At 65.1% G+C, this 16,683-nt stretch carries 16 protein-coding genes; 6 read left to right on the top strand and 10 right to left on the bottom strand.

Features of this window, described 5'->3' with window-relative positions:
- Positions 1–46 precede the first annotated feature (46 nt).
- Positions 47–217 carry a hypothetical protein gene (locus HNQ08_RS00085; RefSeq protein WP_184126852.1) on the bottom strand — a complete coding sequence of 57 codons (171 nt, stop codon included), beginning with the start codon at positions 215–217 and terminating at the stop codon, positions 47–49.
- A gap of 87 nt (positions 218–304) precedes the next feature.
- Between HNQ08_RS00085 and upp the strand changes: the two genes are divergently transcribed.
- The 3 genes from upp to HNQ08_RS00070 all read left to right on the top strand — a co-directional run bounded on the left by upp (position 305) and on the right by HNQ08_RS00070 (position 3,146).
- The gene (gene upp / locus HNQ08_RS00080) at positions 305–928 is read left to right on the top strand and encodes a uracil phosphoribosyltransferase (protein ID WP_184126850.1); all 624 of its coding nucleotides are present in this window, start codon (positions 305–307) and stop codon (positions 926–928) included.
- Between the two features lie 61 nt (positions 929–989).
- The gene (locus HNQ08_RS00075) at positions 990–2,138 is read left to right on the top strand and encodes an MraY family glycosyltransferase (RefSeq protein WP_184126848.1); all 1,149 of its coding nucleotides are present in this window, start codon (positions 990–992) and stop codon (positions 2,136–2,138) included.
- 183 nt (positions 2,139–2,321) lie between these two features.
- Entirely contained in the window at positions 2,322–3,146 is an 825-nt protein-coding gene (locus HNQ08_RS00070) for a nitroreductase family protein (RefSeq protein WP_184126846.1), read from the top strand.
- 107 nt (positions 3,147–3,253) lie between these two features.
- Here HNQ08_RS00070 and HNQ08_RS00065 read toward each other — a convergent pair whose 3' ends face one another.
- The 9 genes from HNQ08_RS00065 to HNQ08_RS00025 form a co-directional block, all read right to left on the bottom strand.
- A complete protein-coding gene (locus HNQ08_RS00065) occupies positions 3,254–4,456 on the bottom strand; it encodes a thiolase family protein (protein ID WP_184126844.1) in 1,203 nt (400 codons plus the stop codon).
- 19 nt (positions 4,457–4,475) lie between these two features.
- Positions 4,476–5,306 (bottom strand): DUF4393 domain-containing protein, encoded by an 831-nt coding sequence (locus HNQ08_RS00060; RefSeq protein ID WP_184126842.1) that lies wholly within the window; start codon positions 5,304–5,306, stop codon positions 4,476–4,478.
- Positions 5,303–6,472 carry an alpha/beta hydrolase family protein gene (locus HNQ08_RS00055; protein WP_184126840.1) on the bottom strand — a complete coding sequence of 390 codons (1,170 nt, stop codon included), beginning with the start codon at positions 6,470–6,472 and terminating at the stop codon, positions 5,303–5,305. Before HNQ08_RS00055 ends, HNQ08_RS00060 begins: the two co-directional genes overlap by 4 nt.
- Positions 6,473–6,540: 68 nt before the next feature.
- Positions 6,541–8,886: a 3-hydroxyacyl-CoA dehydrogenase/enoyl-CoA hydratase family protein gene (locus tag HNQ08_RS00050; protein WP_184126838.1), complete on the bottom strand. Its 2,346-nt coding sequence runs from the start codon at positions 8,884–8,886 to the stop codon at positions 6,541–6,543.
- A 108-nt stretch (positions 8,887–8,994) separates the two neighbouring features.
- On the bottom strand, positions 8,995–9,918 hold the full coding sequence (locus tag HNQ08_RS00045; protein ID WP_184126836.1) for a phosphotransferase: 924 nt from the start codon (positions 9,916–9,918) through the stop codon (positions 8,995–8,997).
- On the bottom strand, positions 9,900–10,985 hold the full coding sequence (locus HNQ08_RS00040) for a hypothetical protein (RefSeq protein WP_184126835.1): 1,086 nt from the start codon (positions 10,983–10,985) through the stop codon (positions 9,900–9,902). Before HNQ08_RS00040 ends, HNQ08_RS00045 begins: the two co-directional genes overlap by 19 nt.
- Positions 10,986–11,015: 30 nt before the next feature.
- The gene (sufU, locus tag HNQ08_RS00035) at positions 11,016–11,465 is read right to left on the bottom strand and encodes a Fe-S cluster assembly sulfur transfer protein SufU (RefSeq protein ID WP_229789501.1); all 450 of its coding nucleotides are present in this window, start codon (positions 11,463–11,465) and stop codon (positions 11,016–11,018) included.
- A complete protein-coding gene (locus HNQ08_RS00030) occupies positions 11,462–12,712 on the bottom strand; it encodes an aminotransferase class V-fold PLP-dependent enzyme (RefSeq protein WP_221283939.1) in 1,251 nt (416 codons plus the stop codon). The genes sufU and HNQ08_RS00030 overlap by 4 nt, the downstream gene beginning before the upstream one ends.
- 99 nt (positions 12,713–12,811) lie before the next feature.
- Positions 12,812–14,185, bottom strand: a complete 1,374-nt coding sequence (locus tag HNQ08_RS00025; RefSeq protein WP_184126833.1) for an FAD-dependent oxidoreductase — start codon at positions 14,183–14,185, stop codon at positions 12,812–12,814.
- Between the two features lie 122 nt (positions 14,186–14,307).
- Between HNQ08_RS00025 and HNQ08_RS00020 the strand changes: the two genes are divergently transcribed.
- The 3 genes from HNQ08_RS00020 to HNQ08_RS00010 all read left to right on the top strand — a co-directional run bounded on the left by HNQ08_RS00020 (position 14,308) and on the right by HNQ08_RS00010 (position 16,524).
- The gene (locus HNQ08_RS00020) at positions 14,308–15,066 is read left to right on the top strand and encodes an ABC transporter substrate-binding protein (RefSeq protein WP_184126832.1); all 759 of its coding nucleotides are present in this window, start codon (positions 14,308–14,310) and stop codon (positions 15,064–15,066) included.
- A 241-nt stretch (positions 15,067–15,307) separates the two neighbouring features.
- Positions 15,308–15,607, top strand: a complete 300-nt coding sequence (locus HNQ08_RS00015; RefSeq protein WP_184126831.1) for a hypothetical protein — start codon at positions 15,308–15,310, stop codon at positions 15,605–15,607.
- Positions 15,496–16,524, top strand: coding sequence for an MFS transporter (locus HNQ08_RS00010; RefSeq protein WP_184126830.1), 1,029 nt, complete (start codon positions 15,496–15,498; stop codon positions 16,522–16,524). Before HNQ08_RS00015 ends, HNQ08_RS00010 begins: the two co-directional genes overlap by 112 nt.
- Positions 16,525–16,683 lie beyond the last annotated feature (159 nt).

The following is a 16,683-nucleotide window of genomic DNA, read 5'->3' as shown; positions in this document are numbered from 1 at the left end:
GATCTAGGAAGCGGGGCGGGGGATGAAATGATCCTTCGCCCCGCTTTCAGCGCTCCTGTTCCAGCTCCCTCACCCGAGCTTCCAGCTCCTGTATCCGAGTGGTATTGCCGCCGCCCCAGGCCCGGCGGATGACCCGGACGATCAGATAGATCCCGCCCAGCAGCACGGTGAGCACCAGCAGGATCGTGATCAACTCCATCAGACTGAGGTTGGGCATAGCCTAGCTTACGAAAGGGCGGCTCTGATCCCATGTCGACCTGCGTCTCCTCCCGGCTACCTGCCCTCAAGGCGATATGCTCCCCCCATGGTCACCGTCGTCTCCCATCCGCTGATTCAACACAAGCTCTCGCTGATGCGCGACACCCAGACCGGGGTCAAGGAGTTCCGCGAGCTGGCCGCCGAGATCAGCATGCTGCTGGCCTACGAGGCCATGCGTGATCTGGAACTCGCCCCGCACACCGTCACCACGCCGCTGGAAAGTGGCGAATTCCCGATGTTGAGCGGCAAGAAATTGGCCCTGGTGGCGATCCTGCGGGCCGGGCTGATCATGACCGATTCCATCGTGGGCCTCGTTCCAGCGGCCAAGGTGGGTCATCTGGGGATGTACCGCGATCCGCAGACCCTGAAGCCCGTGGCGTACTACAACAAACTGCCCGCCGACATTGCCGAGCGCCGCGTCTTTTTGACCGATCCCATGCTGGCGACGGGGGGCAGTGCCAGCGCGGCTATCGACAGCCTGAAGGAGGCTGGGGCGCAATCAATCAAGCTGATGTGCATTCTCTCGGCCCCCGAGGGCATCGCCGTGATCGAGCGCGATCACCCGGATGTGGAGATCGTGACTGCCGCCATCGACTCGCACCTGAATGACCATGGCTACATCGTGCCGGGGCTGGGCGACGCGGGAGACCGGATTTACGGCACCAAATGAGTGGCCTGTACCCTTCGACTGACCTTTCGGCGCCGCGCAGCCCTTAGACTCCGGTCAGCTTATGGATTCACTTTCTGCCTTCGCCCAGCATCTGGGTATTGCCGACCTTTTTGGCCGGGGCTTTCTCAGCGTCGTCGTCACCTTCCTGACCGCCGGGGTCTTTACCTGGCTGTTCATCCCGCGCCTGCGCGACTTCGCCGTGCAGGTGGGCTGGGCCGATCAGCCCAACGCGCGGCGACTGAACACCGAGCCGCTGCCGAATGCCGGGGGGCTGGCGATTTTTTCGGGCTTTATCGTCAGCGTGATCGTGGCGTGGGCGCTGCGGCCCATCGTCGTGGAAATCGTCAACATTCAGGTGCTGGCCATCCTGCTGGGCGCGTCGCTGCTGGTGCTGGTGGGCTTTATTGATGACCAGTACGGTCTGTCGCCGCTGTCGCGCCTGCTGGTGCAGGTGCTCGCCGCCGCACTCCTGATCGTCAACGGCCTGCGAATCGACTTCAACGCCATTCCTTTCCTGCCAATCATCCCGGACGCCATCAACGCGCCGCTAAGCATCTTCCTGACCGTCTTATGGATCGTGGGCCTTACCAACGCGGTCAACCTGATGGACGGCGTGGATGGTGTGGTGGGGGGCGTGGGCTTCGTGGTCAGCACCGTCCTGCTGGCGACGGCGGCGCAGTTTCCGGACCGGGCCGCTGCCGTGGTGCTGCTGGCGGGTCTGTCCGGTGCGGCGCTGGGTTATCTGCGGCACAACTTCAATCCCAGCCGGATCATCATGGGCGACGCTGGAGCGTACCTGTTTGGCTACACCCTGGCCGCCGTGAGCCTGCTGGGCACACTGAAGTTCAGTGCCGGGGCCAGCCTGATCGTGCCGCTGATCGTCCTGGCGCTGCCAGTGCTGGACACCACCCAGGTGGTGATCGGGCGGCTGGCGCGCGGCATTCGCAACCCGCTGGGCCACCCGGACAAGACCCACATCCATCACCGCGTGCTGGCCCGCACCGCCAGCGCCCGGCGCACCGCCGTGATCCTGTGGACGGTGGCGCTGGTCTGCGGCATGGTGGGCATGGCGTTTCAGGGCGTGGATTGGCCGGTCATCGTGGCGACCGGAGTGTTGATCGCCGCCTGCCTGTGGTTTGTCGCCCACCGCCGCGTGCGCGCCCAGAAAATCGAGTCTGGACGGCAAGCGTCGGCCACGAAAGATGCCTGACGCCTCCGCGCCTGAGCCAACACGGGCCAGCTTCCAGATCAAGTGTCTGGAAGCTGGCCTTCTTCATAGAGTCACCAGGACCTAGTTCGGGTTCAGAAGTTGCCCGGCATACCTGCTTCATGACAGATGCGCCCAGGCTGCAACTCTGGCTTTCCCCGGTTCCCCGCCCGCTATGCTGCCCGCATGTCTGCCCCGCTGCCCACCCGTACCCAGAGTGCCGAAGAGGTTATGGCCTTTTACGATGCCCACCGCACCACCCGCAAGTACGTTACGGGTCACGACGGCTCCCCACTGCACCTGCCTGCCGATCATCTGGAGGCCATTCTGCACGCCGCCCAGCGTGCGCCCACCGACGCCACCGCGCAGCTGTACTCGCTGGTGCGGCTGGTGAGCCCGAAGGTGCGCGCCGAGGTGGCTGCACTGACGACGAACGCGCACGTGACCACTGCCTCTGAGGCCTTCGTGGTGTGCGCGGACGTGCGGCGGGTGGAACGGGTGCTGGAGGTGAGCGGGCACACGCCGGGGCACTGGCCCGCCATCGCCGTGCATTTTGGGATCGGGGACGCCGTGATGGCCGGCACTAATCTGCTGACCGCCGCCGAGATGCTGGGCTATCAGGGCTGCTGGATCGGCGGCGTGATGAACGGGCTGGAAGGCATCATTGATCTGCTGCGGTTGCCGCCCGGCGTGCTGCCCTTCGCTGCCCTGACCATCGGGACATCCGCCGAGGACACGCCGTATCGCCCGCGCGTTCCCCGCCCGCTGGTCATCCACACCGATACCTACCACAGCGGCACAGACGATGAAATCCGCGACGCAGTGGAGGTCATGAATCCCATCGCGGCCCGCAAGGACCAGCCCGGCGACTGGGCCAGACTGCTACGGTCCTACTTCGCTGTGGATGGCAGCATGGAAAGTCGCGAACCCCGGTTGGTGGCGGCCCTCAAGCGGCAAGGCATGTGGGCGGGTGAGCAGCGGCTGGACGGCCCACTTCAGTCCATGACGTGATCGTAAACCCGCTTGATCGCCCGCCTCTGGGGTAGCGCGGTCCGTGCCTGTCAGCCCCGAAAAAGTAAAAGGCGGCCCGAAAGCCGCCTCTGGGGTCTGGGAAAAACTCAGTCGGCGGCCTGGGCCGTCTCTTCTGCCGGATACACTTCCAGCACACCTGCTGCGCCCATGCCGCCGCCGATGCACATGGTCACCAGCGCCTTGCCGCCGCCGCGCCGTCCAAGTTCATAAATGGCGGAGGTGGTCAGCTTCGCGCCGCTGCAGCCCAGCGGGTGGCCCAGCGCAATGGCGCCGCCGTTGACGTTGGTGATCTCCTCGTTCAGACCCAGCGTGCGGATCACCGCGAGGCTCTGGGCAGCAAAGGCCTCGTTCAGCTCGATCAGGTCGATGTCGTCCAGGGTCAGGCCCACCTGCGCGAGCACCTTGGGAATGGCCTTGACCGGGCCGATGCCCATCAGCTCGGGATCGACGCCCGCCACCGCGAAGCCCAGGAACTTGGCGAGGGGCTTCAGGCCCAGTTCCTGCGCCTTATCACCGCTCATGATCACCACGGCGGCGGCGCCGTCGCTGAAGGGGCTGCTGTTGGCCGCCGTCACGCTGCCAGTGGTCTTGAAGGCGGGGCGCACCTTCGCCATGTCTTCCAGGTTGGCGTCGCGGCGAATCAGCTCGTCCTTTTCAAACGGGACGGTCTCGGTCTTGAGCTTGGTGCCCTTGACGGTATCCTTCTCCACCGGCACCGCGACGGTCTCGGCATCGAAACGTCCGGCATCCTGCGCGGCGGCGGCGCGCTGGTGGCTGCGAAGAGCGAAGGCGTCCTGATCGGCGCGGCTCACGCTGTACTTATCGGCCACGTTCTCGGCGGTCATGCCCATGCCGATGTACGCGCCGGGGCGGTCATCGACCAGATCGGGGTTGGGGCTGGGGTTGTGGCCGCTCATGGGCAGCATGCTCATGCTCTCTACGCCCCCGGCCAGCATGATTTCGGCCTGCCCGGTCTGAATGGCCGCAGCCGCCATCGCGATGGTCTGCAACCCGCTGGAGCAGAAGCGGTTGACGGTCACGCCGCCCACGCTGTCCGGCATTCCGGCGCGCAGCGCGGCGAGGCGCGCTAGGTTCAGCCCCTGCTCGGCTTCGGGGATGGCACAGCCCAGGTAGACGTCTTCCACCAGGGCGGGGTCAATGCCGGCGCGTTTGACGGCTTCGTTCATGACCAGTGCGGCCAGATCGTCGGGGCGGGTGTTTGCGAGTGTGCCTTTGATGCCGCGTCCCACAGGGGTCCGAACGGCGGATACGATAACGGCGTCTTTCATTTGGGTTACTCCTTGAGGCTTAACGGACACAAATCCGTGCGAACTGGCTTCCGTAGGCGGTCATCTCTATATATCCTTTATCCATAAGAACTTGGTCCACCTTTATGGAGAAGGAGCTAGTGTCAAAGTCTATCTTTAGACCTAGACGAGATTCTAGCTCTTTGATCGTCTCATCGTAGGCATTTTCATCTGCCATACTCCTGCTACCAAATCCTCCCAGCGAGACCTCTATAAGCTTCAGCCTCTCCAAATTCTCTATCATCTCTCTATACTTTTCCGGCGCAGAGCAGCCAACTTTCCAAGACAGCAGAGTAAATTTTTCTAGGATATGTATAAAACTACCATCTCTAATTGTACCTTTTCTAACATTACATATTGGGAACATGCTAGTAAAAGTGTGTAATCCATGCAGCATCTTTGCTTCATCAGAGTTAATCTGTTTTATAATCTCCACAAACGAAGGATGAACATCATTTGCAATTTCAAAATCCATAGAACCTGCGATAAGCGAGGTGAACATCTCACTTAGGTGGTCCTCAAATATCCCGTACTCAAGCGCTTGAATGCTAGGGCCTAATATATTGGGCCTGGGAAGAATCCTTCTCTCTTGGGGTATTGCATCAACTTTGGACTGCAATTTTTCGCGGAATTGCTCTTCCTTAGCCTCCAGGGAAATATCAGACATCATCCCCCAGTAGCGTGGGTAATGTCCTACGGCCTTGAAGATGCCGTTTAAAGTTTCACCAATCGTTTGTATTGATGGCTGCACACCATCCTTGTAAACTTCACCAGCAAGGGATGCGGCAATCTGCATTGCCGTTTTAGAAGCATCCGAGCCACTGTCACTCATAGCTCATTATCCCCCATCACCCGCGCCACAAACCCCTCCAGCGCCGCGTCGTAGCCCGCCGGGTCGATGTTCCAGCAGCGAATATGTTTAGCTCCCTCGACACGGTGGTACTCCACCAGATCGGGCCGAAGGGCGGCGAGGGTGTCGGACTGGCGGATGGGAATGGTGGCGTCGCGGGTGCCGTGCCACAGCAGGATCGGCAGGTTGAAGCGAGAGGCGGCGGCCAGTTGATCCACCACATCGAAATCCTGCCCGCTGCGCCGGGTGACCAGATACTGCACGAAGTTGCCGATGTGCCGTGCCATGAAGCCTGGAATGCCATAGCGCTGTCCGTTGCTGCGGATGGTATCGCGCCAGTCGAGCGCCGGACAATCCAGCGCCACGCCTGTCACCGGAATGGGGTACGGCTGGTGCCGGGGCCGCAGCGCACTCAGGGCGACGTTGCCGCCCATCGAGAAGCCGTACAGCATGGCCCGGCTGTACCCAGCATCTTTGGCCCAGTCCAGCGCGGCGATCACGTCCTCGGCCTCCTTGTCGCCTAGGCTTAGGTAGCCCTGGCCCACACGGGGCGCGCCGTGCGCGTTGCGGAAGGTCACGAACAGCGAGGCCACCCCCGAACGCCGCAACGCCGGAAGCATCCGCAGCGCCTGCGCCCGCTGCCCGCCGTGCCCGTGAATGACGATGGCGATGGCGTCCTTGCCACCGGAAACGCTGGGGATGTGCCATGCGGGCATGTCTCCGACTTCCGTGTTGACGGAGGTGACCTCGTAATCCACGCCCAGTTGCTCCGGCGTGCCGTTGTAGACAAACGTTGACACCCAGGCCAGCGAACCGTTGGGCAGCACGCCCCGCTCTTCCAGAATCTCGCGCTTGACCAGTGTCCCCACCAGTTTGTGCGGCCCCAGGAGGGCGTGGCCCTGGTTGGGCAACAGGGGCACAATGCCCACCACGCCCCGCGAGAGGGTTTCCGGCGACGCAGGCAGATACACGGAGTTCCCCCGCCGCCCCACCGGCACGAATTCGCCCTTCACCCGCCGAGTCTTGGAACGCAGCGTGATCTCCGCGCCCAGGAACGCCCCGCCCACCACTGCCAGCGCATAGCTCAGGACCATCCCGGCCAGGGCGCGGCGGCGGTCGATCTGGCGGATTCGGGTGAGGATCGACATGAAACATTCTCCTGCGAGTGGACGAGAGGGAAATCGGGGGCCTCTACAACGGCAGAGGGGTAGGAAACTCAGTTCCTGAGCGGCTTACCGGTCTTGAGCATGTGGTCGATGCGCTGCTGCGTGCCCTTCTTGCCCAGCAGGGTCAGGAAGGCCTCGCGCTCCAGATCCAGCAGGTGCTGCTCGCTGACCTTGGCAGTGCGGTTGTTGCCCGTGCCGCCGCTGAGCACCCGGCCCAGCTCCTTGCTGACTACCAGATCGTAGTCGGTGATGTAGCCGCCCTGGTGCATGCCGTACAGCGCGCTCTTCAGGGCAGCCATGGCGGCGTCACCCATCACGGGGATGTCCTGACGGGGCGTGGGCTGCACGTAACCGGGGGCCAGCGCCAGCACCTGCCGCTTGGCTTCCATGATGATGTGGTTCCTGTTCATGGCGACCGTATCGGTGTCGCGCAGGAACCCCAGGTTGCGGGCCTCCAGGGCGCTGGTGGACGTTTTTGCGGTGCCGATCAGCTCAAAGGCGCGCTGCACGGCGGGGAGCAGCGTGATTCCCACCTGCTGGCTGGGGTGCAGTTGATCGGTGTAGCGCAGCAGCATTTCCTTGGTGCCGCCGCCACCGGGGATCAGACCCACACCAACCTCCACCAGACCCATGTACAGTTCGGCGCTGGCGACGACGTGATCGGCGTGCAGCGTGAACTCCGCGCCGCCGCCCAGGGCCAGGCCGAAGGGCGCCGCCACCGTGGGGTGCGGGCTGAAGCGCAGGGACGTCGTGACCTGCTGGAACTGTTTGATCGAGTCGTCCAGCTCGTCCCACTCGTCGGCTTGCGCCTGCGAGAGGATCATCGGCAGATTGGCCCCGGCGCTGAAGTTCTCGCCCTGGTTGCCCAGCACCAGCCCGGCGTAACCCATCTCCTGCACCAGCTTATGGCCGTCCTGCACGGCGCGCAGCTGATCCTCGCCCAGCGCGTTCATCTTGGCGTGCCATTCGACGAGCAGCACGCCGTCGCCCAGATCGACGACGCTGGCCCCGCCGCGCTTCTTGACCACCCTGGACGCGTCTTTCTTGAGGTCCGTGAGGATGAAGTACGGCGCTTCGTACTTCGTGGGCTGACCTTCGGGGGTCACGGTCTCGTCGCCCGCATAGAACTGCTCGCGTCCGCTGTCCTTCATGGCCTTCAGCAGCGGCGGCAGCGTGCGGCCCTCGGCTTCCAAGTTGGCGATCACGGTCTGCACGCCCAGGGTGTCCATCGTCTCGAACGGTCCCTGCTCCCAGCCGAAGCCCCATTTCAGGGCGTTGTCGATGTCCTGCAGGCGGTTGGACACGTTCCCGGCCATCTTGGCGGCGTACCAGAAGCCGTCGTTCATCACGCCGCGCAGGAAGTCGCCCTCCTTGCCCTCGGCGGTGTACAGGCTCCTGACGCGCTCGGCCAGTGGCTTGCTCTTCACCGCTTCCACGGCGGCCACCTTGACCTTGCCCTGGTCCTCGTACTCCATGGTATCGAGATTGAGGTTCAGAATTTTGGTCTTGCCCTTCTCGTCCTTCGTCTTCTTGTAGAAGCCGCTGCCGGTCTTGTCGCCCAGCCACTTCTTGTCTTCCACTAGGGTGCGGAAGGAATCGGTCAGGCTGAAATCCTCATCATCGGGGGTGGCTTTGCCGAGGTCATTCGCGACGTGGTAGATGATGTCCAGACCCGAGAGGTCGGCGGTGCGGAAGGTGGCCGAATTGGCGCGGCCCAGCACCGGCCCGGTCAGCTGATCCACCTGCGCGGGGGTCAGTCCAGCCTGCTGCATGTGCTGCATGGCGCGGATGATGCCGTAGACGCCGATGCGGTTGGCGACGAAGCCCGGGACGTCGTTGGCGATCACTACACCCTTGCCCAGCGTGGTCTCGGCAAATTCGCTGAACGTTTCCACGACCTGGGGATCGGTCTTGGGGGTGGGGATGACTTCCAACAGGTGGAGGTAACGCGGCGGATTGAAGAAGTGCGCCCCCACGAAACGGCGCTGGAAGGCCTCGCCCCGGCCCTCGATCTGCAGGTGCATGGGAATGCCCGAGGAGTTGCTGGAGATGATGGCGGTCTTCTTGGCCACTTTCTCGACGCGCTCCCACAGGCTGCGCTTGGCGTCCAGCTTCTCGATGATGGCTTCCAGCACCCAGTCGGCGTTCTTGATTTTCGCCAGGTCATCTTCCAAGTTGCCGGGGGTGATCAGCGCGGCGCGGGATTTATCCATAAAGGCAGCGGGGCGGGCTTTTAGGGCCCGCTGAACGCCCTGTTTCGCCAGGAAGTTGCGGTCCGGATTGTCGGGCAACACAATGTCGAGGAGCATCACGGGAATACCCGCGTTGGCGAGTTGCGCGGCGATGGCAGCGCCCATCACACCCGCGCCGATCACGGCAGCTTGCTGAATCTTCATGGAACCTCCTGGGAAACGGTGAATCTGAAGGGGCGAAAATATTTAGACTCGGTTCAAAGTTTAGTGCAATGAGGGGCCATTGTCCACCACAACTGGAGGACAAAGTCTTCATCTGCCCACGGCCAGTTCGACAGCGAATTCGGTTTGTAACAGCGTTAGCGCCCGCTGTCCAGCCCGCACGTACGCCGGCCTGTCTCGCTCGATTCCAAAGGCGATATCGGCCACCGCGCGGCAGGCGGCGTACCATACGGCGCGGCGGATGCATCCAGCGTCAGCCGTTCCGTATTCACTGAGGGCCGCGTCCAGCATGGTCCGCCCGCCCCAGCCGATCAGCCCGGCCAGATCGCGTGCCGGATCGCCCAGTGCCGCGTCGGCCCAGTCGAGGATGCCGGTGATCTCGCCGCGTTCCCCCAGCAGCACATGCTCTGCGGCCAGATCGGCATGTAGCACCACGAAGCGTTGGGGCGGTGCAGCTGGGGGCCGGCCCAGCACCCCGCGCCACTCCTCTGCGTTAGGAAGGTGGCCCGCATCAGCGATGGCTGCGGCGTCTGCCAGCGCGTCTTCCTGCCAGTCAGCGAAGGTGGGATCGAAGTCGAGCCCCAGGCCCAACCTGTGAGCCTCCGCTGTGTCCTGAGCGTGCAGGATTCGGAGAAAGCGCCCCAGCGAACGCCCGACCCCTGCCAGATCGGGAGTCGGGCAGTGCAACCCCGCCGTCCCTTCTAGCTTCGCCGCCCCGGTAAAAGCTTCGGAAAACGGTGGAGACGGCTGGCCGATGAAGGGGGGCGCCGACACGGGCAGCGGCAGATGGGCGGCCAACCAACGCAGCAGCCGCGCCTCGGACAGCAGCGTCTCGCCTCCACCAGCATGTTTTGGGAAGCGGAAGACCCACTGCCCATCCACCTCGAAGGCCCAGTGGTCGCTGCCCTCTCCCAGCCCCTGCACGGACCGGGCGGCCAGCAGCGGGAACTGTCGGCGAATGATTGCGGCAGCCTGCGCCGCGTTCAGGGTCAGGCTCAACGCATGGCCAGCCACGCCCGCGTCTTCGTTTCGAGGTCCGCGAACGAGGAAAACCCCAGCGCACGGGCTGCCCCATCAGCATCCCCGGTGTCGGCGAAGGCCAGCGCGAGTTGCATGGGAGCCTCTTGCCCCTTCGTCGCCGCCAGAAACTCGACGAGGCCCAGCCCCTGCGCGTAGACGTAGGTCCAGCGGTTTTCGGGGACAGTACTGAAATCTGCCAGTTCCGAGAGGGGCACCCAGCCGCTGCGCGCGTATCCGGCCACACGTTCGCGGCGGCTCTGGGTAGCCCCTGGCGTCCAGTAAGCCCGCGCCACAAAGTCGGCCAGCCCCTCGTGCAGCCACCAGGGGAGGCGTTTGTCGCGCCCCTGACCTGCCGCCGCCGACACGCTCAGGTGCGTGAATTCATGCGAGAGCACGCGCAGCAGTTCGGTTGCGGGGCTGTTCCCCCCGGGCAGAACCAGCTTGATCGCCTCGCCCGGCTCGTTCCAGCCGCCGACGGGTTGCAGAGACAGGGCGACGCTGGCGCTGAGCGTCGGCATGTCCGGGTACACCTTGACGGTGGCCGCGGCAGGCACCTGTAGGCCCAGGACATCGGCCACGTGGGCGGCGGCCTGCGGCAGGAGGGGCGCGACGGACGTGGCCCGCGTGGGCAGCCCGGGCACATCCAGAATGTCCAGCGTGAATCCTCTCGCTGGGAGGGTCACAAAGGCCTCGCCGCCGTAACGCCAGACGTCACCCTGCCTGTTCAGGACCACCGGAAGCGAGACGCGCGACAGCTGTCCCGGCTGCCGTTCCCAGCTCAGCGCGAGACTGGCGCGGCTTTGCGGGCCATCCGCCCTGACCTCGGAGAACTGATAGGTGACGGTGGGCTGCGGCGTGCGGCCCAGATCGGCGGCGAAGTTCCCGCCCTCGACGGCGAAGGTGCCCTCCAGGCTGAGCAGCATGTGGTAGGCGGCTCCATCACCGGCCCGTGCGGCCGTCTGAAGCGCCCCAGCCAGCGCCTCAGGTGTGGTCTGTGCAGCGGCGGTCTGGATACTGGCCAGCGTGAGCAGCGAGACCACGAGCAGGCCGGTCAGTCGCATGGCTTCGGGAGGGTGGTGGGCGGCTCCACCTTATGCCCCGTCCTGCGGGCGTACCTGTTCCAGCAGCACCTGCAGGGTCTGCCACGGCAGGGTGGCGCACTTGACGCGGGTGTGCAGGGTATGCACGCCGCGCAGGGCCGCCAGATCGCCCAGTTCGGGTGCGGCCTCTCCGCTGCGCACCATTCCGGTAAAGGCCAGGATGAGGGCACTGGCCTCCTGCACGGTTTTGCCCTTCAGCGCCCCGGTCATCAGGCTGGCGCTCGCCACCGAGATGGCGCAGCCCTGCGCGGTGAAGCGGGCGTCCTCGATGCGGTCCCCGTCCAGCCTGAGCATCAGTTGCAGCTGATCGCCACACGACGGGTTGTGCCCGCCCTCAGCGTGGGTGGCGTCCGGCAGGTTGCCGAAGTTGCGCGGACGGCGGTAGTGCTCCATGACCACCTGCTTATAGAGGGCCTGCATGGCGCTGTCCGGGGGGGTCATGGGGTCTCCGCAAAGAACTGCACGATCTCGCTCAGCGCGTCTGCCAGGGCATCCACGTCGGCGGGTGTGGTGTAGACCGAGAAGCTGGCCCGCACGGTGCTGGCCACGCCCAGCGCACGCATCAGCGGCTGGGCGCAGTGGTGCCCGGCCCGGACGCAGATGTTCGCCTCGTCCAGGAAACCGGCGACGTCGTGGGCGTGTGCGCCCAGCACGTTGAGGCTGACCACCCCGCAGCGGTCATCGGGTGGGCCGTAGAGTTGCAGACCGTCCACCGCGCCCAGCCGCTGCAAGGCGTAGCTGAGCAGGGCGTGTTCGTGCGCCGCGACCCTCGCCATCCCAAGACCACCCAGGTACTCCAGGGTCGCGCCGAAACCGATGACCTCGGCGATGGCGGGAGTCCCCGCCTCGAAGGTGTGGGGCAGCGGGGCGTAGGTGCTGTGCTGGGAGTAGACCTCGCGGATCATGTCGCCGCCGCCCTGGTATGGGGGCATCCCGCGCAGCGCCTCCGGGCGGGCCAGCAGCAGGCCCACGCCGCTGGGGCCAAGCATCTTGTGGGCGCTCAGAACATAGAAATCCGCGCCCAGCGCGTCTAGATTCAGCGGCAGATGGGGGGCCGCCTGAGCGCCGTCCAGCAGGATGGGCACACCGTAAGAGTGGGCCATTTCCACCAGCTGCCGCGCCGGATGCACCGTTCCCAGCGCGTTGCTCACGTGCTGCAGGGCCACCAGCTTGACCGGCAGGTCACGCAGTTTGTGCCCGTAATCCTCCAGATCAAGCCTGCCATCCGGCGTCATGGCGACCGCCTCCACCCGCGCGCCGCGCTGCCCGGTGATCAGGTGCCACGGCACGAGGTTGGCGTGGTGTTCCATCTCGCTGACCAGCACCACGTCGCCGGGGTTCAGGTGCAGCTGGCCCCAGCTGTGGGCCACCAGATTGATCGCCTCGGTGGCGTTGCGGGTAAAGATCACCCCGTCGCGCGACGGCGCGCCGAAGAACTGCGCGGCCTGGTCCCGCACGGCTTCAAAGCGGTCCGTGGCATTGGCCGACAGGCGGTAGGCGCCACGGTGGATGTTGGCGTAATCGTGGGCGTAAAAATCGGCCATGGCCTGAATCACGGCGGCCGGCTTCTGGCTGGACGCGGCGGAATCCAGAAAGACCAGTTTCGGGCGGTGCGCGAACAGCGGGAAATCGGCCCTGACGTCCAGCATCGGCGCCGGACGGGAGATCTCTGGGGGCGGATGAATCATGGGGCGCTCCTTGGCCGGGTGATCGCGCCGGCGGGACACCCTCAGGGTATCAGCCTCCCGGTGAGCCTTTGCAGGCCAGCTTACCTGCCGTCAGCACGCCTACTCCTGCTTCTTGCCGATCTCGCGGCTCAGGCGATCGGCGGCCACCAGCAGCACGTCCCACACGCCGGAGAAGGGGGGAGCGTAGGACAGGTCCATCTCGAACAGGTCCTGCACCTTGCCGCGTCCGTGTAGCAGCGCAGCGATCACATCGACGCGCTTGACGCTCTCGTGGTTGTTGCAGACCAGTTGGGCGCCCAGCAGGCGGCCCGTGCCGTGCTCGGCGGTCAGGCGCACGTAGATCGGCTTGGCGGTGGCGTAGTACCCGGCGTGATCGGTGCTGCTGACGTCCACGCTAACCGCCCTGAGGCCCAGCTCGTCGGCTTCCGTCTGGGTCAGGCCGGTGCGGGCCGCGCCCAGCGAGAAGGTCTTGAAGATGCTGCTGCCCACCACTCCCGGAAAGGTGGCGTCGCCTCCGGCCATGTTCACCCCGGCCACCCGGCCCATCCGGTTGGCGGTCAGTCCCAGCGGAATGTGCACCTTGCGACGCGTGACCCGGTGGAGGGATTCGGTGTTGTCGCCTGCCGAATACACTCCTTCCACGGCCGTTTCCTGGCGGGTGTTGACGGCCACCGCCCCGGTCTTGCCCACGCGTGCCCCGGCGACGCGGGCCAGCCCGGTGTTCGGGCGCACGCCCACCGCCACGATCACCACGTCGGCGCGGATCAGGCCGTGATCGGTCTGCACGCCGGTCACGCGTCCGTCTTTCCCGGTCAGGCCCTCGACGCTGGTGCCGCAGCGAATCTCCACGCCGTTGCCCTCCAGCTCGGCGCGCACGCGCTGCTGATAATCGCGGTCCAGCATGCGGCCCGCCACCTCCGGGGCCTTTTCCACGATCACCACGCTCAGGCCCCGGCAATGCAGCGTCTCGGCCAGCTCCAGCCCGATGTAGCCGCCGCCCACAATCACGGCGCGCCCCTTCCCATGGGCGCTGGCGTCCTTAAGGCTGCTCTCGATGGCCTGTCCGTCGGGAATGTCGCGCAGGACATGGACGCCGCCCAGATCGGTTGTTGCCCAGTCGGGGCGGATGGCCGAGACGCCGGTGGCGAGCAGCAGTTTGTCGTACGGTTCCACGGCGCTGCGCCCGGAATCGTGATCAACAACGGTGACGGTGGCGGCTTTCGCGTCGACGCCCGTCACTTCATGGCGCAACCGGACGCCGATACCGCGTGAGCGCATCTGTCCGGGCGTCCGCGCGATCAGATCGTCGAAGCTGTCCACGTCGCCGCCCAGGACGTACGGCAGCCCGCAGGCGCCGTAGCTGATGTACTCGCCGCGCTCGAAGACCACCACGTCGGCCTCCGGGTTCTGCCGCATGGCGCGACTGGCCGCACTCATTCCTGCGGCCACGCCGCCCACGATTACGATTCGCATGGAGCAGTCTAGGGTGTGGGCCCGCATTGCGCCTCACTTGGCGCTGAACGCTACAATGCGGGTTATCAACCACATGCCTGACGTCATCAAGGTGCCAGGTTTCAGTATTCACAGGAGACCCCATGAAAAGAGCCATCCTCACCCTGACCGCCTTTGCCCTTCTTGCCAGCGCCGCACAGGCCCGCACCTGGGACGCCATCAAGCAGAGCGGCACCATCAAGATCGCCACCGAGGGCGCCTTTCCCCCTTTCAATGTGCTGGAAGGCAAGAAGCTGACCGGTTTTGAGGTCGATCTGGCCGAGGCGCTGGCCAAGGAACTGGGCCTGAAGGTGGAATGGACCACGCAGCCATTCGACAACCTGCTGATCGGCCTGAACCAGGACCGTTACGACTTCGTGATCGCCAGCCACGGCATCACCCCGCAGCGCGCCAAGGCTGTGGACTTCTCCAACCCCCACTACTGCACCGGGGGCGCCATTGTCGCCAAGCCCGGCGGCCCCATGACGGCGGCTGATCTGGCGGGCAAGTCGGTGGCTGTGCAGGTGGGCACCACTTACCTGGAAAATGTCCGTAAGGTGCCCGGCGTGGGCGACGTCAAGACCTTTCCCAAGGACACTGATGCCCAAGCCGCACTGATGGCGGGCCGTGTGGACGCCTGGGTGGGTGACAAGTTCACCGGGATCGATCTGGTCAAGGCGCAGAAGGGCAAGGTCAAGCAGGGCGCCCTGCTGTTCAAGGAGAGCATCGCCATGGCGGTCAAGAAGGGCAACAGCAGCCTCCTCAAGGAGCTGAACTCGGCGCTGGACAAGGTCATGAACAATGGCACTTACGCCAAGATTAGCAACCAGACCTTCGGTCAGGACATCCGCTGCCGCAACTGAGCGGGGTGGGGTAGAGGCCAGACAAGAGGAGGGCGGCAGTTCCTGCGGGGGCTGCCGCCCTCCTCTGCATTGGTGGGCACCCAGGCCCCAGTTCCAGTACAGTACGTTTAGCCTCAACCCTGGGTGATTCACCCATGTCAACAGTCCTCTGATCCTCCACGCCAAGAATCTTCGCGCCCCTGCCGGGAAGCGCGGCTGTCCTTCTTGACCCTCACGAACTGTTGATCTCCCAGGGAAGACTATGTTGAAAACAAATGACCCCACGCGGGTCTATCTGGTGCTGTCGGCGGGCCTGTCGTTCGCCTTTACCCTGGCCTATACGTTACAGGGCCTGTATTTCGTGACTGTGGCGGGTCTGGATCCGCTGCAACTGCTCCTGATCGGCGCAGCGCTGGAGGGCGCGGCTTTTGTGCTGGAGGTGCAACCGGCGTGGTGGCCGATGTGTACTCGCGCCGCCGCTCGGTGGTCCTGGGGTGCCTGTGCCTGGGCGTATCTATGCTGCTGGTGGCCGCTTTTCCAGTGTTCTGGGCGCTGCTGCTGACGCAGATCGTCTCGGCAGCCGGCTACACCTTCCTCAGCGGTGCCCAGCAGGCGTGGCTGGCCGACGAGGTGGGGGAAGACCGCGCCGCGCACCTCTACCTGCTGGGCAGCCAGTACGGCCGGGCGGCGGGCATTGTGGGCATTGCGGCGACGGCGGCCCTAGCGACTCTTGGCCTGCACGTTCCCATTCTGGCGGGCGGCGCCCTGGCCCTGATGCTCACGCTGTACCTGTGGCTGCAGATGCCCGAAGACGGCTTTACCCCAGCGCCGCGCGGGGAACGCCAGACCTGGGCGGTGCTGACCACCACGTTCCGTCAGGGTGTGCGCGAGGTCCGGGCCAGCCGAGTGCTGACTCTGCTAATGCTGAGCGCGCTGCTGTATGGCGCGAGCAGCGAGGCGCTGGACCGTCTGAACGAATTTCTGCTGATCCGGGAAGTGGGACTGCCCGGCGGCCTGAGCGCGGCCAACTGGTTTGTGCTGCTGGCCCTGACCGCACAGGTGGTCGGGCTGGCCGTCACCGAGCCGCTGCGCCGCCGCATCAATCCAGCCGACGCGGGGGCAGCCTCGCGGGCGTTGCGCTGGGTGCTGGGCCTGAGCGTGGCGGCGCTGCTGGCATTCGCCTCGGCTCCCAGCTTCGGCTGGGCGGCGGCGGCGCTGGTGGTTCATGGCGTTCTGCGCGGGCTGTATTCGCCGCTGTATGACGCCTGGATCAACCGGGGGCTGGACCCACGTTCGCGCGCCACCGTCAATTCCATCGCCGCGCAGGCCGACGCGTTGGGCCAGGTCAGCTTCGGCCCGGTCTTCGGCCTGCTGGGCAATGCCCTCGGTGTGCGGGCGGCACTGGCGCTGGCCGCGCTGGTGCGCTTGCCCACACTGGGTCTGCTGCGGCGGGCAGGTGGCGGGAGAAAGTCGGTCTGAAAAGAACGCCGGGGCAGCTACCAAAGGCTGCCCCGGCTCAAAATCCGTTTACTTCAGCGTTTTCGCCCAATCGAGAATGGCGCGGTTGGCGAAGGGGGCATTCTCGTAGATGGCGGCGTGGGCGGCGCCGGGGATCAGCACCATTGTGCTGCCCGCGAT

Origin of the sequence: Deinococcus humi, from assembly GCF_014201875.1 — a bacterium.
Taxonomy (GTDB): Bacteria; Deinococcota; Deinococci; order Deinococcales; family Deinococcaceae; genus Deinococcus; species Deinococcus humi.
Note: the sequence above shows the minus strand (reverse complement) of the source record. Positions and strands in the feature narration are given on the sequence as shown.